The organism is Spirosoma liriopis, from assembly GCF_023196085.1.
GTDB classification, from domain to species: Bacteria; Bacteroidota; Bacteroidia; order Cytophagales; family Spirosomataceae; genus Spirosoma; species Spirosoma oryzicola.
In genome coordinates this window covers 24,975-49,468 of record NZ_JALPRF010000014.1, presented here as the reverse complement: position 1 = coordinate 49,468, position 24,494 = coordinate 24,975, and the positions used below count along the sequence as shown (strand labels likewise).

Below are 24,494 nucleotides of genomic sequence, written 5' to 3'. Positions count from 1 at the left end.
TACTGATTTTCGAGATGGCAACCCATACAACTTTTCCTATTGGGAAACAGGCGCGGCCTGTTAAGGTGCCCACCGTTCTACAGATGGAAAGTGTAGAATGTGGAGCAGCCGCTTTAAGCATCATCCTGGGCCATTTCGGCAAATTTGTACCCCTCGAAAAGCTGCGAATTGCCTGTGGTGTCTCCCGAGACGGCTTAAAGGCGACCAACATCATTAAAGCGGCCCGTGAATTTGGCCTGGACGCCAAAGGCTACGCCAAGTCGGTTGAGAAACTGATGCAAATTGAAACGCCAGCCATTATCTTCTGGAATTTCAACCACTTTCTGGTTTTAGAGGGCTTCTCAAAAGATAAAGTATACCTGAGCGATCCTGCTCAGGGACGGTACGCAGTTACCTACGAAGAGTTCAACGAAGCCTACACGGGTGTGGTGCTGACGTTTAAACAGAATGAACGCTTCGAAAAAGGGAATGAAAAACGGGGCCTGGCTGCGTCATTGGCTACCCGAGTCTCTAATTCGAAGTTGAGTATCACGTATATTTTTCTGGCGAGCCTCTTCTTGGTCATTCCGGGCCTGGTGATTCCATCGTTCATCCAGGTATTTATCGACAAGTACCTGGTCAACGGCCATGCCGACTTTGTGATGCCCCTGTTGCTAATTATGGGTGGGGTGCTGACGGTCAACGCGGTTCTGGTGTACCTCCAGCAATATTACCTGCTGAAACTGGAAACCAAACTCGCCCTGACCACGTCCAGCAAATTCCTATGGCACGTCTTTCATTTGCCCATTTCGTTTTTCACGCAACGATACAGTGGGGAGATTGGCAACCGGGTTTCGCTCAACGATAAAGTGGCCCGTTTACTCAGTGGCGATCTGGCCAATGCGGTCCTGAACGTCATTATCGTGCTGTTCTACGCCTTTCTGATGTTTTCGTATGACGTACCCTTGACGCTTATCGGTATCGGCATGGCGGGCCTGAATGTGTTGGCACTCCGGTACGTGTCCAGAGCCCGGAAAGACGGAAGCCGTCTGTTGAGCAACGAAACAGGAAAGCTGCTCGGAACCACCACTTCGGGCATCAGCATGATCGAAACTCTGAAAGCATCGGGTCGTGAAAACGACTTCTTCACGAACTGGATTGGCTACCTGGCCAAGGTAATGAATTCGCAGCAGCAACTAGGCTGGCTCACCATCCGGCTCAACGTGTTGCCCCCGCTGATTATGTCGCTGACCACAACGCTGATTCTGGGTCTGGGGGCATTACGGATCATGGATGGCGAAATGACACTCGGTGCGCTGGTATCCTTCACCTACCTGATGGGCAACTTCATCGGGCCAGTCAACCAATTGATTGCTGTCGGGACGATGCTGCACGAAACCGAAAGCGATATGGGCCGTATCGACGACGTGTTGAACTACGAACTGGACGAGCAATTCAGGCCGGGGGCTGTTGCTGCTGCGCAGTCAGACGGCATCTGTACGAAACTGACCGGCTATTTCGAATTGAAAAACGTAACGTTTGGGTATAACACAACCATGCCCCCGCTCATCGAAAATTTCAACCTGAAGCTAAAGCCGGGGAGCCGGGTGGCGCTGGTTGGCGGCTCGGGTAGCGGCAAATCGACCGTGGCCAAAATAGCGTCCGGCTTGTATCCGATCTGGGGCGGTGAAGTACTCTTCGATGGCAAATCGAAAAGCGTCATTCCGCGGCATGTCGTCACGAACTCGCTGGCCGTCATCGATCAGGAAGTGTTGGTCTTCAAGGGTACGGTGAAAGAAAACATCAGCTTCTGGGATTCAACCATTTCCGACAAACACATCATTCAGTCGGCCCGCGATGCCGCCATTCACGACATCATATCCGTCCGGAAAGATGGCTACGACAGTGCCGTCTCGGAAGGCGGGTCCAACTTTAGTGGCGGGCAGCGGCAACGGCTGGAGATCGCGCGGGCGCTGGCTACCAACCCCTCTATCCTGATCATGGACGAAGCCACCAGCGCGCTGGACCCCACGGCCGAAAAGATTGTCATGGATAATATCAAGAAGCGGGGCTGTACGTGTCTGATTGTAGCGCACCGGCTCAGCACCATCATCGACTGCGATGAAATTATTGTGATGGAATATGGCAAAGTCGTAGAGCGGGGCACCCATCAGGAGCTGGTAAAGAAAAATGGAGTGTACGCCCACCTGATCGAAACGAAATAAACGATACTACGTCTATGTCAGCTATAAAAGAAAAACTAGCTATCTGTGCCGAAAACCCATTGGTTCTGGACAGCACAGACCGGTTCTGGATGGTGCTCTCCGGAGAGGTAAACGTTTTCTATACCCGAATTGATGACCAGGGAAATTATACGAATCGACTAAAATTTCTGTATACGGCCAAAAAGGGGGAGGTATTGTTTAGCCTGTTGGCCCCGGCAGTTGCCGACACTACTCGACTCATTGCTTTTTCCGGCGAGGCTACGTTGCTGGCAATTGATAAAGTCGATCTGCTGAACGTCGATCATTTCTTTTTGAAGAACATGATTGATAAATGGATCGTAAAGACATCCTCCGCCATCAGCGCGGCCAACGCGCCCAGGGTCTATAAACCACTCGACGAGTATCAGGAAGTATCCTTGGACGCCAATACCATCGCATTCCCGTCGATGGGTATTAGCTGGATTCAATTGCTTCGGGGCGAGGTTAGTTTGTTCGCGCAAAGTACAGAAGTGAGTCACACGCAGTATCCTGATTTTCTGGCACCAGTCTCCAACAAACTGTGGCTGAAATCGCTGACGGATAATACGACTGTGCGCGTATTGAGCACCCGTGAGATGCTCTTACAGGAAGAAGTTTATTTTCTGCTGGCCCTGCGCAAGCTGGAAGCCCATTTCTACGCCCAGATCAACCAGATTATAGACGCGCAGCAACTGGAAGAAATTACGTATTTGTCCGAAAAGCGCGTTACGGACCAACTAGCTCTGGAAACGACCCTCGGCAAAATAAAGTCGGTTGTAGCGGGGAACGGCAGCGGGCAGGGACCGGAGGTTACGGGAAAGCGAACCCAACAGAATCTTCTTTTTCAGACGTGTCAGCTCATCGGCAATCAGATTGGCTTTACGCTGGAAGAGCCAAAATACGTTGAGTCACATCAGAACAACGTCACGAACCAACTCCACCTGATCGCCAAAAGCTCGAAGCTGCGCATTCGTAAAATCATTCTCAGGGATACCTGGTGGAAGGAAGAGTGCGGGCCGTTGCTGGCTTTTACCAAAAAAGAGAAAACCCCCGTTGCGCTCCTTCAAAAAACACCCACCAGTTATCTGATCAAAAACTTGGTAACGGGTCATGAAGCGGTGATCAATCACGAGATTGCGCAGTCTTTAGAACCCATTAGCTACATGTTTTTTTCGGGGTTCGACGGCAAAATGAGTTCCGTAAAAAAGGTACTCTCGTTTGCCATCAAAGGCGTCGAAAGAGACGCAAAATGGTTGATGCTGTCGGCCCTGGCGGGTAGTTTGATTGGGCTGCTGGTACCGATACTATCAGGTATTATGTACGACGAAGTGGTGCCGACGGCAGACCGATCGCTGCATCTGGAAGTCTTCCTGATCCTGATTATGATCGCTTTCGTAAAAGCGGGTTTACAATTAGTCGAGGGGGCACTTCAGCTGCGGGTCGAATCAAAGTCGAGCATCAACTTACAGGCCGGGATGATGGATCACATGCTTCGGTTGCCGGTGACGTTCTATAAAAAATATACCGCTGGCGACCTGACTAACCGAGTGTTGAGTATCAATACCATCCGTCAGATTGTTTCCAGCACCCTGATGACCGCCGTTTTGAGCGGAGCTTTTTCGTCGGTTAACCTCATCCTGCTGTTCTATTACGACACGAAGCTGGCCTGGGTGGGTGTTGGACTGGGCTTACTGGCGGGGGCATTTATGGTGGGTATTGGCTGGCTCAAGCTGAAATATGACCGACAGATATCAACCTATCAGGGCGAAATTCAGGGCTTTCTCTTCGAGTTTCTGTCGGGGATAACCAAAATCAGAATAACCGGTGGCGAACGACGCGTTTTTGCGCTGTGGGCTGATAAATTTTCGACCCTCAAGAAGCTTGGTTTCAATTCGGGTACCTACCAGAATTTTGTGGAAGTCTTCAACGCGTCTTACCCGCTGCTGACCAATATTTTCTTTTTCTCATTTCTTTATTACACCGTTTCAAATGCCGATTCGGTAACGGCGATGCTCTCGGTAGGGGTGTTCATGGCCTTTATCACGTCGTTCAACCAGTTTTTGAATGACAGCCTGCGGCTTAGCATGGCGCTAATCACGTCGCTGAACGTAGTTACGCTGTACGAACGAGTAAAGCCTATTTTGGAGGCAGAAACGGAATCCGTTGAGCAGAGTGTCGACCCCGGTGAGTTGGCGGGTGAGATCGAGATGAACTCGGTTTCGTTCCGCTACAAGCAAGACCAGCCCCTGGTGCTGAACAACATCACGTTTAAAATTAAGCCGGGCGAAATGGTTGCGTTTGTGGGTGCTTCGGGTTCGGGCAAGTCAACTATTATGCGGCTGCTGCTAGGCTTCGAACAGGCCGAGGCCGGGTCAATCTATTATGACGGCAACTCGTATGAGCTGATGAACAAGGAGCTAGTGCGTCGTCAGATTGGGGTTGTGCTACAAAACGGGGCGCTGATGTCGGGCAGCATCTTCCAGAACATTATTGGCAATTCGGAGCTGACCCTGGACGATGCCTGGGAAGCAGCCCGCATGGCGGGAATGCAAGAAGACATCAAGCACATGCCAATGGAAATGCATACAGTGGTCAGCGAGGGAGCCGGTACATTCTCGGGTGGTCAGCGGCAACGACTTATGATTGCGCGGGCTATCGCTCACAAACCCCGACTGCTCTTTATGGACGAAGCCACGAGTGCTTTGGACAACCGAACGCAAAATACCGTGTCGCAAAGTCTGGATAAACTCCAGGCAACCCGGATTATCATTGCCCACCGGCTTAGTACGATCAAAAATGCTGACCGTATTTACGTCCTGGACAAGGGGACCATTGTCGAGTCGGGTACGTACGACGAATTGATGGAAAATGACAACCTATTTGCTCAACTCGCCAAACGCCAAATCGCCTAAGTCATGGGAGCAACCGCATCAACATGGGCCGTACAGAGCAATGGGATTGGGGTACCGGAGGAACTGCGCGACTATTTTACCAACAAGTTTTGTTCGCCTGAAAACGGCTCATGGATCGTTTCCGGCGACGAACCCTACCTTGATTTCTGGGCAAGTCGCGGGAGAGAATGGGCCGGAGAAAAAGCTTTTGCGTTCTTGCAAACGTGCTATCCGCAGCTACATTTCCCCATTGAGGACGGCATCAACAAAACGCAGGCATACGTCGATGCCGTGCTGAAAGGCAAACCGGCGGGTATAGACGTTAGGCATTCGCTTGTTCTCAACCAGCCCGAATCACTACAACTTACGCTCCACGAGAGCTTTGCCGGTCTGATTCCTGTTCTGGTTGTGCCCGACGATGACGATTTTATAAAGCTCGTTCAATGCCTCCTCCACAAAAACAACCCGGTGGCGATTCCGCCGTCGATGGGTGCGCTGCTGGCCAATGGCATCAACAATTGGGAGCGGATTCGCGAGTTAAAAGCTCAATGGATAGTAAACAATTCATTGCAAAGCTGGAATGAACAGTTTGCGCGCTGTGTGCTACCGAACCCCAGCTTGTACAAGGATAAATTGGTTATCCTGAGTAACAAACCCTACAGCAACGTATCGGCGAAACAGCTGGGGTTGGATTCGAAGGAATGGGTAGCCTATTCGATGTCGATACGGCTTGAGCATGAATGCACGCATCTCTATACTCTCAACCGGTTTGGCTCGGCATCCAACAATCTGCACGACGAACTCGTGGCTGATTACATGGGCATCTGCAAAGCGGTAGGCCATTTCAAGGAGGAGTGGATGCTGGCGTTTTTCGGTCTGGAAGACTACCCAGCTTACCGAACAGGAGCCCGGTTAGAGAACTACGTGAGCAATACCCGATTATCAACAGCGGGTTTTCACCAGCTTACTGGCCTGATCAAAGGAGCCGTCAACTCCATTGCCCAATTTGACGCCAGGGTAGGAAAAATGTTTTCAGTCAACGATCAGGCGTGTCGAATGGATGCACTATGTTTAACGGATATGGCCGTGCTGGCTTCGGCGAACGGTTCGGAACAACTTTTTCAGAACTATACCGACCGCATGACGGCCCTTCAGCTAAATGATGCCGTTGCGGTATAACCAGATTGACTAGAGTACAACCTGTTGTTATAGCTTCCGGGCAGTTAACGACCGACTTTTGATTCGTAATTAAACATATACCCAATAACTATTAGCAATCGTGGAAAAACCAATTAACAACAAGATCGACGCGCTACGCAACGAAGCCGAAAATCAGGAGGAACTGATGAAATCGCTGGCTCAAATCGACGAAGATGGGCAGTTAACCGACGACGCATTGGACGCCGTCAGCGGGGGATTTGGAGGGGATAAACCTAATATCTCTCCTATCATTACAGGTCCCATCGGCTTTATAAGTAATCCCACCGATTTCAGTTCCTTGAGTGAATAGATCAATCATCTGGTAACAAACTTATAACTATCATGCAACGATGGCTTCTCTGCTCTGTCCCAGTACGGTGGCTAAACCCGGTGCCGAATTATTTGGCGTGCAGAACGGGTCGGGCCGGATTGAATACCTTGATGAATCTATTGTCATCGACCAGACCTTTGTCGACGTAGCGCGGCAGGGGCGAGCGCCCGAAGAACGGTTCCGCTTTGCGAGCAACTGCGCTAAAAACGGTTGTAGTCACTGGACGAAAGAGAGTACTAGCTGCGGATTGGTCGGCAAAATCGTGGACGCGATGAACCGCAAAGCTGAAGCTACACTGGTGACCTGCGCCATTCGCGACCGTTGCCGGTGGTTCCATCAGCAGGGGGCTACTGCCTGCGCCAACTGTGACGAGATCGTCCGAAATCTGCGTACACGGGAAGTCACGTCGATGTAAACCAAATCAGGTAACGGATTACACACAAAGATGGGCGATGTGAACTTCGTGTTCACATCGCCCATCTTTGTGTGTAATCCTAAGATAGCCGATTGTGTAGGCTCCTTTATGAAAATTGTTGAATTCACTAGATACACATGGTCTGCTTGGCCGTCGGTCTGTAAGAAAAGCCCACTTTAAAACAGTCCTGCGTACGCCTGGGGCATGGCCGTCAGCGGTTTTATGCGAATGTCCCGGTAAAAGACTTCGGCTGCTTCACTTTGCAGTTGAAGTTTTCCTTTTCGCATGGCAACATCCTGCCCATCGGGTTTTGTATAGCGCGAATCTTTGAGGACCATTACCACGTGGCCATTGACGATGTGCAGGCTTTTACCCTCAAAACAGATTAGCTCCAGCGTCGTCCATTCGCCCACCGGACTTTCGTAATTGGCTGATCGGAGGCAGAAAAAATCACTCCCTTTTTTGAAGGGGGCAAATGGTTGCTTTTCATCCGCTACCCGGTTCATGATGCCTTCTGACTGGAAAGAACGGATGTCGATAGCGGAGTTGGCCTGGCACCAGAAGTCGCCCATGTGCCCTTCCATGATCTGAAACTCTTGGGAAAGCATCCAGGAGCGCCAGTATTCGGCACCCGCTTCGCCCGTGGAATGATACAGAATGCCGGAGTCGCGCAGCATATTTTTTCGGGGATCGTGTTTTTGCGTTCCCCACTTGACCTGGAGTGTCAGGTGATAGTTTTCGTAGTCCTGGCGGGTGAATAGGCACCCGTAAATCGTTCCACTTACCCGCAGCACGGGGCCACCCGGTTCGCTGCTAACCGAAAATACGTGCGTGCTGTCTTTGTTATATCCGATAGGCTGAATCGGGTTGCCTGCGGCATCGGTTGGTATTTTTCCATTATAACCCGTCTTGTGCGAATAACTTAGGTAGGTTTCCCACTGCGACAGATTTTTGTCCAGTAACGGGGTCCAGCCTGGGGGGACACCCGCATTTTTTGGTGCAAATAAGCCCGTTAGCCAGATAAATAAGCTAGTAACAAAAATCATCCGATGGAATAAGTTGGGTGGAAAGCCGTTTATCGAAGGCAAATGTAGCGGAGGGGGTAACGATGTACGTTGTAAGAATCCATTCTTTATCGGTACATTTACTGCACGTCTGAATGCTGCATGAAGCGATACGTCTTACACGCCCCTTTTAGTATTTATCATTTTGAGGCTACTACCTGGGCGCACGCTACCCATAAACACACCTACTTCGAAATTATTTTTATCCTCAAGGGCCGTGGGACACATTTTATCAACGGGAATGCGTTCGGTTACGAGGCTGGCGATGTGTTTTTATTAGGCCCCGAAGATTACCACCATTTTACGATCGACACCCTGACCGAGTTCAGCTTTGTCCGCTTCAACGAATCGATCCACAGCGAAGCATCCGCTGGACAGGATGGCTCCTGGCAACCCGTGATCAGGGCGTTGCTGACTACCTCTTCGCAGAGTCGCGGGTCTATCGTAACCGATTCATTGGAAAAGCAGAAGCTGCATCACCTACGGGCGGTGCTGGAAGAAGAAAGCCTGCGGCAGCAATCTCCTTACTTTGACCCCATTCGCGACAGTTTGCTGCGCAGCATGTTGCTGATTCTGGCCCGAAACCTGTTTCGGCATGTTCCGGCCAAACCAGTTGTGAGCGCTTCGTTGGAGGCAATCCTGCTGTATATCCGGCAGCACATTCACCAGCCCGCAATCCTGAGTATCGACCATCTGGCCGATGCCTTCCACTATTCACCGGCCTACATTAGTCTGTTTTTCAAGAAACATACCGGGGAATCCCTCAAACAGTATATTACCAAATACAAAATTAAGCTGATTGAAGCCCGGTTGTTGTACAGTTCACGGACGCTGGCCCAGATTGCCGAGGAATTTGGCTACACGGACGAAAGCCATTTTTGTAAACAATTCAAGAAGTATACTGGTCATACACCCACCGCTTTCCGCCGGGGACTCTAACGTCAACTCTCCGAAGAGACTGAAGCCTGAGTAGGCTTTTTCGTTCATCGTCAACGGTCAGCACATCGTTGACGATGAACGAAAAATCAGAATAGGTTCCGGTTATAAGTTCTGCCTTTTCAATTCGCTGACGGCGTAATCGGCCGCCCGGGCCGTCAGAGCCATGAGTGTGAGCGACGGGTTCTGACAAGCTACCGACGCAAATGAAGCGCCGTCGGTAACGAAAACATTCTTGGCTGCCCAAAGCTGATTGTGCGCGTTGAGCATTGACGTTTTGGGATCACGGCCCATGCGGACCCCGCCCGTTTCGTGAACTGCCATACCGGGTATCGAATGACGATCGTACGTAGCGATATTTTTCAGACCAGCCGCTTCAAGCATTTCGGCGGCATCATTCATCATGTCCTGACGCATACGCTCCTCGTTTTCCCGGAATTTTACGTCGAATACAATTGTTGGCAATCCCCACTTGTCAAGGCGGTTGTGATTAAGCGTGATCGTGTTGTCTTCGTAGGGTAAACATTCGCCGAATCCCATGATCCCCATCGTCCAAGGACCTGGCTGCGAGGCTTTTTCCTTTAATGCGGCTCCAAAATCCTCATCAGGACCAGCGGCTTCTGCAATCAGTCGCTGCCAGCCGGACCGGGATGCTCCGCCCTGATAGCCAAAGCCCCGCAGGTACGTCCGTTTGTCGGTGCCGATATTCCGGTAGCGGGGAATGTAGATGCCGTTCGCCCGACGCCCGTAATAGTATTTATCGTCGAACCCCATGCCATCAGCTTGGGCATTGGCGCCGACCTGAAAATGGTGGTCCATGATGTACTTCCCGAGGGTACCACTTTCATTACCCAGTCCGTTCGGAAACCGAGTTGAAACCGAGTTGAGTAGAATGAAGTTTGTGGCCATCGCCGACGCATTCAGGAAGATGATCCGGGCGTAGTACTCGGTTGTCTGATTCGTTCGGGCGTCGATGACCCGAACGCCACTTGCTTTCCCTTTTTTCTCGTCAAACAACACCTCCGACACAATGCTATCAGTCCGAACCGTAAGCCGACTGGTGCTGCGGGCGGCTGGTAATGTAGATGATAGGGAACTGAAATAGCCACCGTACGGGCAGCCTCTGGCGCAATGATTTCGGTACTGGCATGGAGCGCGACCAATTGAGGTGTGCACCGGGTTGGCTTTCGACAGGTTGGCGGTTCGGCCGATCGTCATCACGCGATTCATGGTACTTTTCAGTTTCCCGCGAACGTGCTCTTCCACGCAGTTCATATCCATAGGCGGTAAAAACTCACCGTCGGGTAACTGGTCCAGCCCTTCCTTATTGCCCGAAATCCCGGCGAACGATTCGACATAGCTGTACCAGGGAGCCAGATCCTTGTACCGGATCGGCCAGTCGGTACCGAACCCATCGCGGGCGTTGGCTTCGAAATCCATCTCACTAAATCGATAGCTCTGCCGCCCCCACATGACCGATTTACCACCCAGAATGTCAGGGCGGTACCAAAGAAACGGGTGGGTTTCTTTGTAGGGTGCGTTTCGGTTGTCGAACACAAAATGGCCGTTTTGCTCATTGTAGCCCATCACCCGAAAATCAGGGGCTGGATCATCTTTGGGCAAGATAGTACGATCGCGATGGGCAAACTCCCAAGGGGCCATCATTGCCGTGTCGTAGCCGGTAACGTGCTGAAGGTCGCGCCCTCGTTCGAGCATCAGTACCCGCAATCCTTTCTGAGTAAGTTCTTTGGCGGCCCAGCCGCCACTGACGCCCGAACCAATCACAATGGCATCGAACGTGTGGTTAAGTTGTGCTTTACGAGTCAGGTTCATAAGGGTTTAGGAAGTTGGTGTACCTGTCGGTTGGCTGGCACACCGGCTTGTCTGTTTAGGAAACAGGTTACTTACTAAAAAGACGATGCGTGCGGATTATACCTGCCCGATAAAAAGACGAGACCGGTAAGCCGGTCTCTTTTCGGCTTCGTGCCGGTTTTATCAGAATAGTGTTCGTCAGGTAAGCCCGATGCTTCCCCAGGACGATCCGGGGAAGCGTTCCAACTCGCTGAAACCCAAACGAGGGTAGTGACTAATTCAACGATGACTCGTTTCGCAAAACAGTTCGCAATTGCATGCCGCCTTTAACAGGAAATACGAATGGGAATCGCTGGTTTAGGCTTTTATTCGTCTTCGCTGTTATTGAGTTTGGCGAGCAGACTGTAAGCGCCATTGATCACAATCGGTGTCACGGCTGGATCTATACCAGCGGGCAGCGTTACAGCTACGTAGCCATTCTCCCGAACGGCTGTTTGAACCTCTACCTGCTGGAACTGGTATCGGGTCGGGTTACCGTATTTCTTCGCGAGAACATAGACCAGCGACTTGCCTCCGTACCGAACAACCGCCGATTCGGGCAGAGTGGGTAAGGGCTGCGTTTGTACTTCGATAAGGGCTGATACATAGCCTCCCGGAATAAAATCGGCTGCGTAGCCGTCCGGATGAGCCAGTACAGTAATAGTCCGGTCAGCTGCGATGGCTTTTCCGATCAGGAAGATCTCTCCCTGATGCACGTAGGAGGAGTCTCCGCCCAGGCTGAAACGGACCCGCTGGCCCGCGTGAATCCGGCTGATGTCTTTTTCGTAAATATTGAGCTGAACGTGCAGGTGATCGACGTTGGTGATCTCAACCAGTACGTCGGATGGGTTCAAAAACCGACCGTTGTTGACGGGTACCTTGGTAACAAAACCGGATACGGGCGATGGGATCGTAACTACGCGGGTCAACTGGTTTGGACTGAGCTTTTTGGCCTCGATATGCATCATCGCCAGGCGCTGGGACATACCTGCCAGTTGAGCCTGTAAACTCTGTCGGCTGGCTCGCACCTGCTGAAAAACCTTTAACGCGTTTACGTTTTCGCGACTCAGTTCCTGCTGGCGGACGAAGTCAAGATCTGCAAATTCCAGTTTGGCTTTCGTATCCAGATAATCCTGCTGGAGCTGGATAAAATCGGGGTTTTCCAATTGGACCAGCGGCTGCCCTTTCCGTACCTTCATGCCCGGTTCCAGATCGATTTTCCGGATGTATCCGCCGAAGGGAATGGCAACAGAAACCAGGTTCGACGCAGGCACATCAATCGTTCCGGTCGCTTTCAACGTAGAATGAAGGGTGCGCACTGTAGGCTGGCCCAACTGAATGGCCGCTACGTTGTACTGAGCCTGCGTGAGCGACACCTGAATCGGGCCTGCGGTGGCGGAATCGTTCGTGGGCTCGGTCGCTGTCGCCTGATTCGTACGTTCTTTACTGCCCTGATTGTCAGTCGAGCGGCACCCGGCAGCAACAACTATAATCAGGACCGTCAGCAGGCTATACGCGTATAGTTTGTAAGTCATGTGGTTCATCAGGGATTACCCAGTAAATAATTGATGTATAGAACCGATTGGTTATATTGATTAATCAGGTCAAGGTAGTTTGACCGGATCGTGAAGGCTTGTTGAAGCGCCAGCAGAAATTCTACGTAACCGATATCGCCACGGCTGAAACTGCTGCGGGCATTTTGCTGCATCAGTTCGGCCTGGGGTAGTCCATTGGCTTCGTAATAGGCCAGTGCCTGCCGAAATAGCCCGTATTGTTGAACCGCCTGGCTCAGCTGCTGACTAAGTGCGAACTGCTGATTCTTCAGTTCCGTCCGGGCAATTTGCTCGCCGATTCGGGCGGCATTGATGCGGGCTTTCTGCGGCTGACCAGGTAGGGGAAGTGTAATACCGATCTGTCCCCCATTGAACCGATAACCGGGTCCGAAAAAAAGCTCCTGTCCGTTAATCAACTGATTGCCAATCAGAGTCTGGCTGAATAAGCCTACCAGAAAATCTGGTTTCATCCGGGCCTGCTCGACAAGCCGGCTCTGTTCCGCAACTTGGATCTGCTCCTGCAACTGCCGCAGCAGCGGGTTGCGGGCCAGCGAAGCACTGTCCCGGATGGCTTCAATGGCCGGCTTGGGCAGTGGCTCCACCGAAATATCAATCGGCTGCTGGCTGTAAAGAAGCGTTTGCAGCTGGACCCGGCTCGCCATTATGGACGCTTCATGCTGCGCTAATCGTACCCGCTGCTCGGCCAATTGACTTTCGGCCGACGCTTTTTCCAGACTACCCGTTTCGCCTGTTTTAAAGCGTAGCCCGGCCGCCTTTACAAACTCCGTCAGGACGGTATCCTGCTGCTGAAAAAGTATTCGCTTCCGGTAGCGATAATTTAACTCGTAATACGCTGATTTAACCCCGTACAGGATATCTTGCTGCGTTACGGCTACCCCAGCCTGCCGGGCGCTTACCAGCTGGTCGTTTAGCTGGGCCAGTCGACGCATCAGGGTTGGATTGGGAATAGTTTGCGTAAGGGTGAGGTTGTTGTCGAACCGACGGCTGTTGTATTGGCCCAGCATAAGCGAGGCTGACAGGCGACCGGCATCGTAGGCCGTCCGGCGTAGGGCCTGCTGCTGGCTCACACCCAGATTGGCCGTCTGCAACTGACCGTTCCGGTTCGTAGCCTGCTGGATTGCCTGCTGAATCGTAATTTGTTGCGGTCCCTGAGCCCGGCTGGTGGTAGTCAGCGCTACAAGCAGTATCACAACTAGTCCTGCCGCCGGGCCGAGTCCTGACGAACTGGCGGCTCTGGCTTCCTTGGTTACCGCTTTTCGTTCGATCAGCGAATAAAGAATGGGTAAAATAAGGAGTGTCAGCACAGTCGCCGTTAGTAGTCCGCCGATCACGACGGTGGCCAGTGGTTTCTGTACTTCGGCACCGGCTGAGTTCGAAACGGCCATCGGAATAAAACCAAATGAAGCGACCAGTGCCGTCATGATCACGGGCCGGAGTCGTACTTCGGTACCCAGCCGAATGATTTCGGTCATATCGGTCAGGCCCTCTTCGTGCCGCAGCCGGTTAAATTCAGCGATCAGCACGATGCCATTCAGAACCGCAACACCAGATAGGGCAATGAATCCAACACCGGCCGATATGCTGAAAGGCATTCCCCGGATCAATAAGGCAAACACACCCCCAATGGCCGCCAGCGGAATTGCCATGAAAATAAGTAAACTCTGCCGGACGGAGTTGAAGGTAAAAAAGAGCAGGGCGAAAATCAGGCCCAGGGCAATCGGTACGGCAATGCTCAATCGTTTTTTTGCATCGACCAGATTTTGAAACTGCCCCCCGTACGTAATCGAATAACCGGGAGGAAATTTGATATGCTGTCCTACTTTCTGCTGCAATTCCGTAACGATGCTTTCCACATCGCGGCCTTCTGTGGATTCGCTCCGCGCAGATGCGTCTGGCGTGGACTCGCCCGGCGTGGACTCGCCCCGAACGTTAAACCCGAGTGTGATTCGTCGATGCGCGTTGTCCCGCTGAATCTGATTGGGTGCTTCCTGCATGGTTACCTGAGCAAGCTGACCGAGTGGAATCTGCTGCGCGGGTCTGGTAGCACTGGCGGCAACCGGTACGTATACGTTGCGAATGTCATCGATGCTCTGGCGTTTGTCAGCCGCCAACCGAACCACCAGATCAAAGCGTTTTTCACCTTCGAACACCTGGCCTGCCGACTGCCCGGCAAAGGCCGTATTGATGACCCGGTTTACATCCGATACGTTCAGCCCAAACTTGGCAATCTGTGCCCGGTCGAGACGGATCAGGATTTGGGATAGCCCCCCTACCTGCTCGATGTACAGGTCTTTGGCACCGTCAATTGTCCGGATCAAACTACCCACCTGGTCGGCCAGTTTAGTGAGCTGGGCCAAATCCTCCCCGTATATTTTCAGGGCTACGTCCTGCCGTGCGCCGGTCATCAATTCGTTAAAACGCATTTGCACGGGTTGCTGAAAACCAAAGGTTACGCCCGGAATAACGGCCAGTGCGTCCGCCATTTTCTCCGCCAGTTCGTCACGCGTGGAAGCCGATGTCCAGTCAGCCTTCGGCTTGAGAATAACCATCAGATCAGCCGCTTCGATGGGCATCGGGTCGGTCGGGATTTCGCCAGAGCCGATCTTCCCCACTACCTGTTCGACCTCCGGAAACTGGTTGAGCAGAATGCGCTGGGCTTTCTGTGTCGCGTCAATCGTTTCGGAAAGTGAACTGCCTGTGAGCGTGCGTGTATCGACGGCAAAATCGCCTTCATCAAGCTGCGGAATAAACTCACCGCCCATACGGAAAAATACATAAACCGCTACGACCAGTAGCCCGGCGGCACCACTCAGAATCAGCAGGCGATGCGCAAGAGCCTTTACCAGAATCGGCTCATACACCCGATGAATGCGTTTGATGATCCGATCCGAAAACGAAGTTTTATGCGTGATTTTTTTGTTGAGCAACAAGGCCGAAACCATCGGTACGTAGGTAATCGAAAGAATAAACGCGCCCAGAATGGCAAACGCTACCGTCAGCGCCATGGGACGGAACATTTTTCCTTCGATACCCGACAGGGCCAGAATCGGCAGGTAAACGATTAAAATAATGATTTCGCCAAAAGCGGCAGATGACCGGATACGCCCTGCCGACAGAAATACTTCGTCGTCCATTTCACGCTGCGTGAGCAGCTTATCCTTGTTGCGAAGCGTGATGTGATGCAGCGTCGCTTCAACAATGATCACGGCTCCATCGACAATCAGACCGAAATCAATAGCGCCCAGACTCATCAGGTTGCCCGATACGCCGAATAGATTCATCAAGGAGATTGCGAATAGCAACGCCAGCGGAATGACCGAAGCAACCACGAAGCCCGCCCGGAAATTACCCAGCAGTAGAACCAGCACAACGATCACAATGGTAGCTCCTTCCAGCAGGTTACGCTCAACGGTTCCGATAGCGCTGTTCACCATTTTAGTACGATCCAGGAAAGGAATGATCTGAATACCAGGAGGCAGCGTCTGCTGAATCTGGGTAATCTTTTCCTTGACCCGCTGAATGACTGCCGAGGAGTTCTCGCCTTTAACCATCATTACAACAGCTCCCACGGTTTCGCCCTGTCCATTCCGCGTAACGGCCCCGTAACGCACTGCCGATCCGATGCCTACCTGAGCAACATCCCGTACCCGCACGGGCAACCCCTGCGCGTTCAGCTGGACAACAATGTCGGCTATGTCATCAGGTGAATGAATAAGACCGTCCGACCGGATAAAAAACGCATTCGGCTTTTTGTCGATGTAAGCGCCACCGGTGTTCTGGTTGTTTTGCTGAAGGGCGGTAAAAAGATCGGTCATCGTGACCCCGGCACTGCGAAGTCGGTCGGGGTCGACAGCGATTTCGTACTGTTTCAGCAGACCACCAAAACCACTCACGTCGGCTACCCCGGGCGTACCCAGCAAAGATCGTCGGATGGTCCAGTCCTGAATAGTGCGGAGATCGCTCAAGGAGTAGCGGTTTTCGTAGCCTTTTTGGGGAACCACTGTATACTGAAATATTTCGCCCAGGCCCGTCGTTACGGGTGCCATTGTCGGTGAGCCAACGCCGGGGGGAATTTGCCCTACAACCGTCTGTAAGCGCTCGCTGATCTGTTGACGGGCCCAGTACACATCCGTCGCGTCGGTAAAGACTACAGTTACAATCGACAGGCCAAAACGGGAAAAGGAACGGAGTTCTGTAATGCCGGGAATGCTGCTCAGGCTTACTTCGATAGGAAACGTGACCAGCCGTTCGATGTCTTCAGCCGCCAGCGACGGAGTGCTGGTGATGACCTGCACCTGGTTGTTGGTGATATCAGGCACGGCATCGATCGGCAACTGCGAGGCCGACCAGATACCCCAGCCGATCAGCGCCAGCGTAAACAGACCAATGATTAATTTATTACGAATTGAAAAATAGATGATAGCGTTCAGCATCGTGACGACAAACAATGAGTCAGGATAAGATTAGGCGAGGATACAGACGCGCAGAGCGCTGTCTGGTGGCGTGCAACCGGCAGCTGTAAGCCGTCGGGCAAACAGGACATATAGCCGGATCGACCCGGCTGCTTAACAGGAATGTGTTATGGAAAAAACAGAAAACTGGTAAGAAAACCAGCTCGCATGGATACAATCCGGCCAAGAGGTACGCTTACATCAGCGTCGGGGCGGATTGATCAGCGTATTTACGCTGACGAAAGAGTATAGGTTGGCGTAACGAAAACAGGCTGATCTAGCCAAGATCATCAGACATATGGGTGCTGATGAAAGCAGCACGATGGCAGGAGCGGTAAATATAGGCGCGGCATGACCGGCGGCTGGCAGATTATGGTGACTGTGGTTGGGGTGCTTCTGATGGGCGGAATCTGCGCCGTAGTGCATCACCATAAAATCCAGGAAGCCAAGGTCAGGGTTTGTAGCCTGGTGTTGCTGAAAATGCTGGACCAGATCGATCAGCCGACTGGACTGATCGATACCGAAGCCTGGAAGCAAACTACTTCCCAGGAGTTGTATAGCCAGCAAAAAAGCAACAATTGACTTCATTGTCTCGATTCCCTTACCTGCTTTAGCGCAAAGGTCAGCAGAAAGTTCAAGAAAGCCCTGCCCGAATCTTAATTTAGAAATAGACCAGAATCGACTTGGTAAACTTGTTTCAGGACAGGTCATCCAAAACGATACAAACGAAATCCTGTCTGGGTGCGCCTTCGGCTTAGTATGGACCCGGTTGCTGTCATACGGCGCAGGTCGGTTAGTGTGCTTGGTATAACCGAAAAAGACCGGTAGATCCTAGCTGGCAGCCGATTCGCTGATCCGGGCGTCCGAGGCAATCGCTTATCAGGTGTAACTTGTTGATTGTATTGGTCGAAGCTAGGGGCTAATCCTGGAACCGGTGGACGAAACTGCTTTACAGAGGAATCATATTTTCGGAAAATCACAAAGCTGAGTACTATGAAAACCGTTGATTAAAAGAAAATAATATGTTGTATGTGAGGATTTTAATCGTAATGAGCCACACATTCGTTGCAGGTTAAATACCGACTTTTGGGGGGAGTTAGCCGAAAGCCGGTACTCATTAATTAACCCTTGTAACTATAGCTTATTGTATTAATTTAGCATTATTATATACTATATTGCTTTGGAGCGCTATATTTTATCGGTTCTTATTTGCTTCGCAGTTGATTCAGACTCAATTTAAACGGACGATAGTCCTTGAAAAACCAACTTTCTGGAGTCTATATACGCAGAATCCTCCTAAAAGTCGGTTTATAACCGGAAATGCAGGATCACAGTTCGCATATGTGTCCTTCCATAAAGGATGTAAAAATCATCAATGGTCGGCTCTCTACTGAGAATGAGGGCTATTTATCAACTAAGCCGCATGCATCTGTTTTTATGCAATAAGAGTCGATCCTGTTCGGCCTATATTTCTCGAAATCATCTTTAGAATAAATCATTGTGTTTATTTAGCCTTCGCTTTCCGGATAAAGTGGATCAATCGAAACGGCTTTTTCTACTGGTTTTCAGAATACAGCCAGTAATGCTGCTAACCGTACTGCTGACTCACGTAAGCTAGGCCCAATTTACCATTCAGGGCCGGGTTATTAACGGAAAGGATCATCAATCGTTGCCCTTCGCCACGGTCTTTCTGTCAGGTACCACCAAAGGAACAGTTACCGATCAGGTGGGCTCTTTTACCTTATCGAACGCTCCCTCCGGCAAGTTCAATCTGATCGTTTCCTACCTTGAATTCGCTACGCTGAAAACTACAATCGAGACTTAGGATCAGCATACGTACCGGTTTGAGCTTAAGCCCGTTGATAGTTAGCTGGACGCTATTACGGTCAAAGCACACCGACGTCGTGGGCCTGACTGGCGAAAGCAACTCCTGTTGTTTACCAACAACTTTATTGGGCAAAGTCAGAATGCTGACCTGTGCCGGATCGTTAATCCAGACGTTCTGATGTTTAACCAAAGCGGGCAAACGCTGATTGTTTGCGCTCAGCAGCCACTGGTTATTGACAACAAGGCTCTAGGCTATCGACTACGGTTTCAATTAGATTATTTCCGCTACAGCTATGATTCCTTACTCGTTTCTTAGGAGGGCAATTCGGTCTTTGAGCCGTTGATCCCCAACGACACCCTTGAAGCACAGTGCTAGATGGTGAATCGGCGCAAAGCTTATTTTGGTTCGATAATGCATTTTGGCCGGGCCTTGTTTACCCGGCAGTTGACTCAGCAGGGATTTGTCATTCAGAAAGTGATTGAACGAAAAAACAGCCGGGGCGACGTTCGCCTAATCGGTTTACCCGGCGACAGCCTGCTGGAAATATACTCGTTGACTAATCCCAAGAAGATACGCGCTTTGCCAATGGCCTCGTACAAAGTAATCCTGGATACCGTTCGGTCAACAGCGCTTGAACCCATTGTTTATTTCACCGATCTGATTCAGGTAACGTACACGAAAGAGCAGGAGCCTTATGCTTTTCAGCGCGCCCGCCGTTCGGCCAGCACGGCCAACGGATCTGGCTTCCAATATTCTTTGTTGCGAACGCTGGAAGCCAGTGTGACGGTCGATGCCACCGGTCAATTTTGGCGTCCGCATGGTATCCGCAGCGAAGGGTACTTACTGGACTTGGGAATTAATAGCGGATGATCTGCCGCTGGATTATAATCCGGATGAGCAAATTTATTTGTAACGGCTATGAACGTCTATATCGGAGTATTATGCTGTCGAAGTAATGTGTTTGTGTATCTGCCTTAATCAGCTGGTTTACAATTGGTTTTTATTTTAATGATTTAAAGAAATAAGGAAATGCACAAATAAAGAAATCTTTATTTGTGCATTTCCTTATTTCTTTAAATCATCACTGACTAGCTTGATGATGTGATCGCGAACCGAACTCTCGCCCAGAATTTTTATTTTCATTGCTTTGTACAAATCCATCGGCAGATCAATGGTTAGTCGATGCACCTCCGGCTTCTTCGAATGAATTTCCTTCACCGCCTTTTCTGTCTGCTCAACGTCAATCTCCGACTTCTTGATCTCAACCTTGGGACTGAGACCCAGGCTGCTCTTTAATCCTAATTTCTCCTTAGCCATTGCTGTATCGATTAAAGATTTTGAATGATATTCGTTAGCTCATTAAATAACGTCACTGTTTCCTGCTTTGCTTTCTCATCTTTGTACTCGATCACTCCTAACCCTTTAACTACGGCTTCCCGATAGGCCGTACGCGTTTTGATGGTTGTACGCAAAACTGGAATCGGCTCGTCCTGCAAGACTTCCATCACCTCCTTGCTCATGTTGGTAGCAGGCTGGAACTGATTCATCAGAAAATAAGCCGGTATATTCTTTTCCTTCTCAGCCTCGGCATCCTGATAGCGCTCCAGAAACTGTCTAGTTGCCCATATATCCAGGCCACTGGGTAGAATCGGTATCAGCAGTAGGTCGGCCAACAAAATAATCTTACTGGTGAGCTTATTCAGCGACGGGGTTCCATCGATGAGAATGATCTCGTAATCTTTACTGATGAGCTTAACGTTTTTGGAAAGCTCAATACCGTCTGGCCAGCCAAAGACGGGGATAGCGGGGGCGTCTTCCGGTCGTAAGCCTGACCAGTGAATGGCACTCTGGTTTGTATCGACGTCACAGATGCATGTTTTGTAGCCAGCGTGGGCAAAACAAACGGCAAGGTTTTGTGTGATCGTTGACTTCCCTACTCCCCCTTTAAGACTGGTTACTGAAAGAATCATGTTGTATTTAGTTGCTGGGTGGGCAAAGGTATTCTATTACAGAAATAAAGAAAAGCGTACTTCTGTATTTAAAGAAGTAAAGAAACACGATTATACGGCAATGTGTAAATACAGAAATAAAGAAAAGCAGTAAACCATGTTTCATTATTTCTGTATTTCTTTAAAAATAAGTCTCTAGCTATTAGAACTTTATATAAAATATGGATAAAGAATGCCTTTTTACAAGGCTATGTTATGAGCGTAACGTAGTCTGGAATAGGATGATCTGCTACGCGTATAGCCTGTCGCTTTGTACGTAAAAGACAGTATAATTATAGAGATTCCAACCACTATGAGGATCTAGTCAGTACTAAATAATCTGTAGATCTGAAACTAACAAACTTAGGCTATCAGTCCGGGTTGTGAAAAGAAATAGGGGGTAGTCTTCCTCCTTCGTTTTCGGCGTTAAATGGCCAAAAAATCAGTTGAGTGGCTTACTGGCAACAAAAGCTTATCGGTTGTGCTTGTTTGGTCAAGCCCCTATACTTATGCAAACTCATGCTGACTTAAACCGCTTTCTCGACGCTCAGCAGTCAACCTACACAGATGCCCTGGCCGAGATCCGCCGGGGGCGTAAGCAAACCCATTGGATGTGGTACATCTTCCCCCAAATAGCTGGCTTAGGTTTTAGTCAGACTGCACATTATTACGCTATACAAGATTTGGCGGAAGCCAAGGCCTACGTAAACCATCCCGTGCTGGGCAGCCGTCTGGTGGAAATTACCCGGGTACTGCTTGATCTCGAAGGAAAAACGGCTTATCAAATCATGGGTAGTCCTGACGATCTAAAACTGAGATCAAGCATGACGCTGTTTAGTCTGGCCAAGCCCACGGAATCTGTTTTTCAAGAGGTGCTGGACAAATACTTTCAGGGAGAGTCGGATGAGAGAACCCTTGCTTTGGTAAAGAAGAAGACGGACGGTTAAAGAATGTCAATTAGGTGCACGGTTTGGAGAGTCAGCCTTCTCAAGTGTGCCAGCCAGCTAGCCGCTTGACGCTCATAGCCAGAAATTCCTGACCGCGTCGGGTTCGATACCCCATCTGATTCAGTCGATCGGCAATGGCCCGGTAGGTCAACCCTTCTTTGCGGTAGAGACGGACAAGCTCAGCCGCTTGCCGATTGGCCAGATTCGTCTGGGCATTCTGCTGGCGGGCGGCTAGACCTCGCTGGGTAATCTCGGGTGTAATGTTGGCCGTGCCCAGTTTGTACCCCTGTGCCTTCTTTGCTGCCAAAGCAGCTCGGGTGCGCTCACCGATCAGTTCCCGCTCGTGCTGAGCCAGCACCGCCATAATACCGACTGTTAGTGTATTGGCATCCGGAATGTCACAGGCCACAAAATCCACCTCGGAATTGCGGAGTGAAAAGATAAAGGATACATTTCGACTTAGACGATCCAGCTTAGCGATGAGAAGACGTGCTTTATGGAGTTTGGCATGGGCAATGGCTACGGCTAGTTGGGGCCGATCCGATCGTTTACCCGATTCAACTTCGATAAATTCGTCAAGCAGTTCATCGCCTGCTTTGAGGAAACGTTGTACGATGTCCTGTTGAGCCGAGAGGCCTAGTCCACTTTTGCCCTGGCTTGCGGTCGACACTCGATAATAGGGGACATACTTCATCTTGTTTTACTGCGTATGGAAGTGCTCGTCAAGAAGAGGACAAAAGATGAAACTTCTTTCCTCTCTACCATAAAATTTTCTTTTTTAGGTGTTCCACGGGCGAATATAGGAATAATCGAGTGTCTGTAACATTTTCGCGACGGTCATTGTGAAAATGTTACAAAAGGTGATGACTGAACAGTACATAGTATGTCCAGCGTTAGTACAATCTCGGCGAGGTTAGATTGATGGTGTTTCTAGCGTTCTCACAACAGATTAAGCTTGCTCGCTCGTGATAGCGTACCAAACTCTTAGGGTATGACTAGCGTTCGAATATGCTTGACCTGGTACTGCCTAAGTCTAATCTAACTATAACAGCAGGTCCGGACTTCTTAGCTTAGCTGTTCTACGGAAAAAAAGGAACTGGTTATGCCAGCTGAACCAGACTCGCATCGTTGGTAAAAAACTTCTATAGCAGACGCCATACTGCTTTCCTCAACTGTGTAAGCGTTAAAGGGCAAAATTTAGTTAGAGTCTGTCAGTGCTTTCAATTTGCTGGCTAAAGCTGAACCGTGAAGATCTCGTGCTACAATGATACCCTGTGGGTCGATGAGTATAGAACTAGGAAAGCTGTTAACTCGGTAATGCTAAACTTGTTTTCGTCCGACAACACCTGAGGCCAACCGAGTGGATGATCTTTCAGAAATCGTTGCAGACGCTTCGCTGAATCGTGACAAGCGATACTGACAAACTCAACCCGCTGATAGTCAACTTCTTTGTAGAGTTGCTGCAAGTGGGGTATTTCGGCAATACAACCTTTACACCAGGTACCCCAAAAGTCGACGTAGACGTATTTTCCCTTTAGAGTAGCGGTTGAAAAAGGCTTGCCTGTAACAAAATCGTTGGCCACCAAAGGCTGAAATTCTACACCTGTCCGTAAATTATGAGTGGCCGGTAGAGGGGCTGTGCTCCCTTCCAGTTCCAGCCAGTCATGGTATCGATCCAAACCCTTATTGATGTAGCTTATACCACCTATCTCGATTGTTTCACCAAGTTTCACCAATTGCTGAGGGTCTATTTTTCCTGACTTTAAACAGGACGTAGCGTCGATAAGCGTTGTGGCTTTGAAGTCAGGTCGGCAAAACCCCGAGGAGATGAACAGTTTATGCGTATCGTTTCCTACTTGTAGGGTAGCCACCCCATACTGGGCAAAATGGTAAACAAAGCTATCGCCCATACGCTTGATTACCAACGGCAACTCTAAGCGTTTGATTGCTCTTTTCTGATAGATTTCGTACTGAATAAGTTGGAAGTCAGTCAGCTTTTCCAGTACTGTGCCGGGCTTGATCGACTGCGGGTAAATAGGTTTTTCATCACCCAGATCAAGGTCATTGTTGGTATCGATTAGAACCGCCCATTGTCCTCGATCTTCGTCAAAACCACTGACGGCATTAAGAAAGCAGTGAATGGGCGTATTTGTCAACGTGGTTGTATCGGGTACCCATTTCCAATCCCGTTGAAGACGCTTAAAATTAGCGGGGGTTATTCGGCCCTATTTATAATTTTGATAGACTAATTGAGGGGCATTAAGCCAGATCATGGACTTCATTCGACTCGACCAATTCCTTGGAATCCCTCGAAGGGGTTGGCACATCTTACCCCATAAAGGGTCCTGTGGATCCTCAGGATGGAGGATATCAAAGTTGGGGTAGAAGGGCCCATATCCCGTTTTGAGCTGGTAGGGTATTCGGGCGAGGTATGTGGTTTGCTCCTCCTGGGAGTGGCAGCCAATTAGCACAAAGAACAAACCAAGCGTGAGCAGATGCGGCTTCATATCCTTTAAAAGTGGCTGGCTATGTCAGCTATGAATGATGTGTGATACGGCGGATGATCATCCAATTTTATTTGTCTGTAAGTAAGCTAATTTTCTGGAACAGTTCATTACTATAATTTATAGTACGCATTACTACTTAAGCCTTACTAATTAATAAGTTACCCGCGCAAAGACCTGGCTAGGGCTACGGGCATGAATCGGTCAGCGAGGTAACTGTGCCCCTAATCAGGCAACCACTTAGAGGACGGCTGTTTCTCGTGTTCTAAAATTAGGTGCACGAATATTGCGT

At 50.1% G+C, this 24,494-nt stretch carries 19 protein-coding genes; 10 read left to right on the top strand and 9 right to left on the bottom strand.

All coding sequences use genetic code 11. The features are described 5' to 3' along the window. Positions 1 to 14 precede the first annotated feature (14 nt). The 5 genes from M0L20_RS29390 (at position 15) to M0L20_RS29370 (ending at position 7,059) form a co-directional block, all read left to right on the top strand. On the top strand, positions 15 to 2,204 hold the full coding sequence (locus tag M0L20_RS29390) for an NHLP family bacteriocin export ABC transporter peptidase/permease/ATPase subunit (RefSeq protein ID WP_248480848.1): 2,190 nt from the start codon (positions 15 to 17) through the stop codon (positions 2,202 to 2,204). A gap of 14 nt (positions 2,205 to 2,218) precedes the next feature. Continuing rightward, positions 2,219 to 5,134, top strand: a complete 2,916-nt coding sequence (locus M0L20_RS29385) for an NHLP bacteriocin export ABC transporter permease/ATPase subunit (RefSeq protein WP_248480847.1) — start codon at positions 2,219 to 2,221, stop codon at positions 5,132 to 5,134. A 3-nt stretch (positions 5,135 to 5,137) separates the two neighbouring features. Continuing rightward, a complete protein-coding gene (locus tag M0L20_RS29380) occupies positions 5,138 to 6,292 on the top strand; it encodes a DUF7005 family protein (RefSeq protein WP_248480846.1) in 1,155 nt (384 codons plus the stop codon). A 100-nt stretch (positions 6,293 to 6,392) separates the two neighbouring features. Beyond that, positions 6,393 to 6,623, top strand: a complete 231-nt coding sequence (locus M0L20_RS29375) for a hypothetical protein (RefSeq protein WP_248480845.1) — start codon at positions 6,393 to 6,395, stop codon at positions 6,621 to 6,623. A 40-nt stretch (positions 6,624 to 6,663) separates the two neighbouring features. Next, entirely contained in the window at positions 6,664 to 7,059 is a 396-nt protein-coding gene (locus tag M0L20_RS29370; protein ID WP_232564034.1) for a hypothetical protein, read from the top strand. Between the two features lie 176 nt (positions 7,060 to 7,235). Here M0L20_RS29370 and M0L20_RS29365 read toward each other — a convergent pair whose 3' ends face one another. Then, the gene (locus M0L20_RS29365; RefSeq protein WP_248480844.1) at positions 7,236 to 8,105 is read right to left on the bottom strand and encodes a 3-keto-disaccharide hydrolase; all 870 of its coding nucleotides are present in this window, start codon (positions 8,103 to 8,105) and stop codon (positions 7,236 to 7,238) included. Between the two features lie 120 nt (positions 8,106 to 8,225). Between M0L20_RS29365 and M0L20_RS29360 the strand changes: the two genes are divergently transcribed. Then, entirely contained in the window at positions 8,226 to 9,062 is an 837-nt protein-coding gene (locus M0L20_RS29360) for a helix-turn-helix domain-containing protein (RefSeq protein ID WP_248480843.1), read from the top strand. A gap of 102 nt (positions 9,063 to 9,164) precedes the next feature. Here the strand turns inward: M0L20_RS29360 and M0L20_RS29355 are convergent, their stop codons facing one another. From M0L20_RS29355 to M0L20_RS29340, 4 genes are all read right to left on the bottom strand, one after another. Then, positions 9,165 to 10,892 (bottom strand): FAD-dependent oxidoreductase, encoded by a 1,728-nt coding sequence (locus tag M0L20_RS29355; protein ID WP_248480841.1) that lies wholly within the window; start codon positions 10,890 to 10,892, stop codon positions 9,165 to 9,167. A 344-nt stretch (positions 10,893 to 11,236) separates the two neighbouring features. Next, positions 11,237 to 12,445 (bottom strand): efflux RND transporter periplasmic adaptor subunit, encoded by a 1,209-nt coding sequence (locus M0L20_RS29350; protein ID WP_248480839.1) that lies wholly within the window; start codon positions 12,443 to 12,445, stop codon positions 11,237 to 11,239. An 8-nt stretch (positions 12,446 to 12,453) separates the two neighbouring features. Then, complete coding sequence (locus M0L20_RS29345; RefSeq protein ID WP_248480837.1) at positions 12,454 to 16,917, bottom strand: CusA/CzcA family heavy metal efflux RND transporter; 4,464 nt, start codon at positions 16,915 to 16,917, stop codon at positions 12,454 to 12,456. A 219-nt stretch (positions 16,918 to 17,136) separates the two neighbouring features. Continuing rightward, complete coding sequence (locus tag M0L20_RS29340; RefSeq protein WP_248480836.1) at positions 17,137 to 17,523, bottom strand: hypothetical protein; 387 nt, start codon at positions 17,521 to 17,523, stop codon at positions 17,137 to 17,139. Between the two features lie 1,081 nt (positions 17,524 to 18,604). On the opposite strand from M0L20_RS29340, the gene M0L20_RS30455 reads away from it, so the two are divergent. The 3 genes from M0L20_RS30455 (at position 18,605) to M0L20_RS29330 (ending at position 19,633) form a co-directional block, all read left to right on the top strand. Then, complete coding sequence (locus M0L20_RS30455; protein ID WP_354004310.1) at positions 18,605 to 18,760, top strand: carboxypeptidase-like regulatory domain-containing protein; 156 nt, start codon at positions 18,605 to 18,607, stop codon at positions 18,758 to 18,760. Positions 18,761 to 18,868: 108 nt separating this feature from the next. Then, positions 18,869 to 19,078 carry a hypothetical protein gene (locus tag M0L20_RS30450; RefSeq protein WP_354004309.1) on the top strand — a complete coding sequence of 70 codons (210 nt, stop codon included), beginning with the start codon at positions 18,869 to 18,871 and terminating at the stop codon, positions 19,076 to 19,078. 60 nt (positions 19,079 to 19,138) lie between these two features. Beyond that, positions 19,139 to 19,633 (top strand): hypothetical protein, encoded by a 495-nt coding sequence (locus M0L20_RS29330; protein WP_248480834.1) that lies wholly within the window; start codon positions 19,139 to 19,141, stop codon positions 19,631 to 19,633. A 195-nt stretch (positions 19,634 to 19,828) separates the two neighbouring features. Here M0L20_RS29330 and M0L20_RS29325 read toward each other — a convergent pair whose 3' ends face one another. Next, positions 19,829 to 20,080: a hypothetical protein gene (locus M0L20_RS29325; RefSeq protein ID WP_248480833.1), complete on the bottom strand. Its 252-nt coding sequence runs from the start codon at positions 20,078 to 20,080 to the stop codon at positions 19,829 to 19,831. A gap of 11 nt (positions 20,081 to 20,091) precedes the next feature. Then, positions 20,092 to 20,733, bottom strand: a complete 642-nt coding sequence (locus M0L20_RS29320; RefSeq protein WP_248480832.1) for an AAA family ATPase — start codon at positions 20,731 to 20,733, stop codon at positions 20,092 to 20,094. A 527-nt stretch (positions 20,734 to 21,260) separates the two neighbouring features. Here M0L20_RS29320 and M0L20_RS29315 point away from each other — a divergent pair. Continuing rightward, the gene (locus M0L20_RS29315; RefSeq protein WP_248480831.1) at positions 21,261 to 21,698 is read left to right on the top strand and encodes a DUF1810 domain-containing protein; all 438 of its coding nucleotides are present in this window, start codon (positions 21,261 to 21,263) and stop codon (positions 21,696 to 21,698) included. 40 nt (positions 21,699 to 21,738) lie between these two features. On the opposite strand, the gene M0L20_RS29310 is transcribed toward M0L20_RS29315, so the two are convergent. Both M0L20_RS29310 and M0L20_RS29305 read right to left on the bottom strand, forming a co-directional pair. Continuing rightward, on the bottom strand, positions 21,739 to 22,392 hold the full coding sequence (locus M0L20_RS29310; protein ID WP_248480830.1) for a recombinase family protein: 654 nt from the start codon (positions 22,390 to 22,392) through the stop codon (positions 21,739 to 21,741). A 565-nt stretch (positions 22,393 to 22,957) separates the two neighbouring features. Next, positions 22,958 to 23,854, bottom strand: a complete 897-nt coding sequence (locus M0L20_RS29305; RefSeq protein ID WP_248480828.1) for a TlpA family protein disulfide reductase — start codon at positions 23,852 to 23,854, stop codon at positions 22,958 to 22,960. Positions 23,855 to 24,494: the final 640 nt, after the last annotated feature.

Bases quoted from the DNA above. Each gene is read 5' to 3' on its own strand.
- M0L20_RS29325 (WP_248480833.1), bottom strand. From the start codon at position 20,080: ATGGCTAAGGAGAAATTAGGATTAAAGAGCAGCCTGGGTCTCAGTCCC.
- M0L20_RS29320 (WP_248480832.1), bottom strand. From the start codon at position 20,733: ATGATTCTTTCAGTAACCAGTCTTAAAGGGGGAGTAGGGAAGTCAACG.
- M0L20_RS29315 (WP_248480831.1), top strand. From the start codon at position 21,261: ATGCAAACTCATGCTGACTTAAACCGCTTTCTCGACGCTCAGCAGTCA.
- M0L20_RS29340 (WP_248480836.1), bottom strand. From the start codon at position 17,523: ATGAAGTCAATTGTTGCTTTTTTGCTGGCTATACAACTCCTGGGAAGT.
- M0L20_RS29385 (WP_248480847.1), top strand. From the start codon at position 2,219: ATGTCAGCTATAAAAGAAAAACTAGCTATCTGTGCCGAAAACCCATTG.
- M0L20_RS29365 (WP_248480844.1), bottom strand. From the start codon at position 8,105: ATGATTTTTGTTACTAGCTTATTTATCTGGCTAACGGGCTTATTTGCA.
- M0L20_RS29360 (WP_248480843.1), top strand. From the start codon at position 8,226: ATGAAGCGATACGTCTTACACGCCCCTTTTAGTATTTATCATTTTGAG.
- M0L20_RS29355 (WP_248480841.1), bottom strand. From the start codon at position 10,892: ATGAACCTGACTCGTAAAGCACAACTTAACCACACGTTCGATGCCATT.
- M0L20_RS29370 (WP_232564034.1), top strand. From the start codon at position 6,664: ATGGCTTCTCTGCTCTGTCCCAGTACGGTGGCTAAACCCGGTGCCGAA.
- M0L20_RS29345 (WP_248480837.1), bottom strand. From the start codon at position 16,917: ATGCTGAACGCTATCATCTATTTTTCAATTCGTAATAAATTAATCATT.
- M0L20_RS29330 (WP_248480834.1), top strand. From the start codon at position 19,139: ATGGTGAATCGGCGCAAAGCTTATTTTGGTTCGATAATGCATTTTGGC.
- M0L20_RS29350 (WP_248480839.1), bottom strand. From the start codon at position 12,445: ATGACTTACAAACTATACGCGTATAGCCTGCTGACGGTCCTGATTATA.
- M0L20_RS29310 (WP_248480830.1), bottom strand. From the start codon at position 22,392: ATGAAGTATGTCCCCTATTATCGAGTGTCGACCGCAAGCCAGGGCAAA.
- M0L20_RS29390 (WP_248480848.1), top strand. From the start codon at position 15: ATGGCAACCCATACAACTTTTCCTATTGGGAAACAGGCGCGGCCTGTT.
- M0L20_RS29380 (WP_248480846.1), top strand. From the start codon at position 5,138: ATGGGAGCAACCGCATCAACATGGGCCGTACAGAGCAATGGGATTGGG.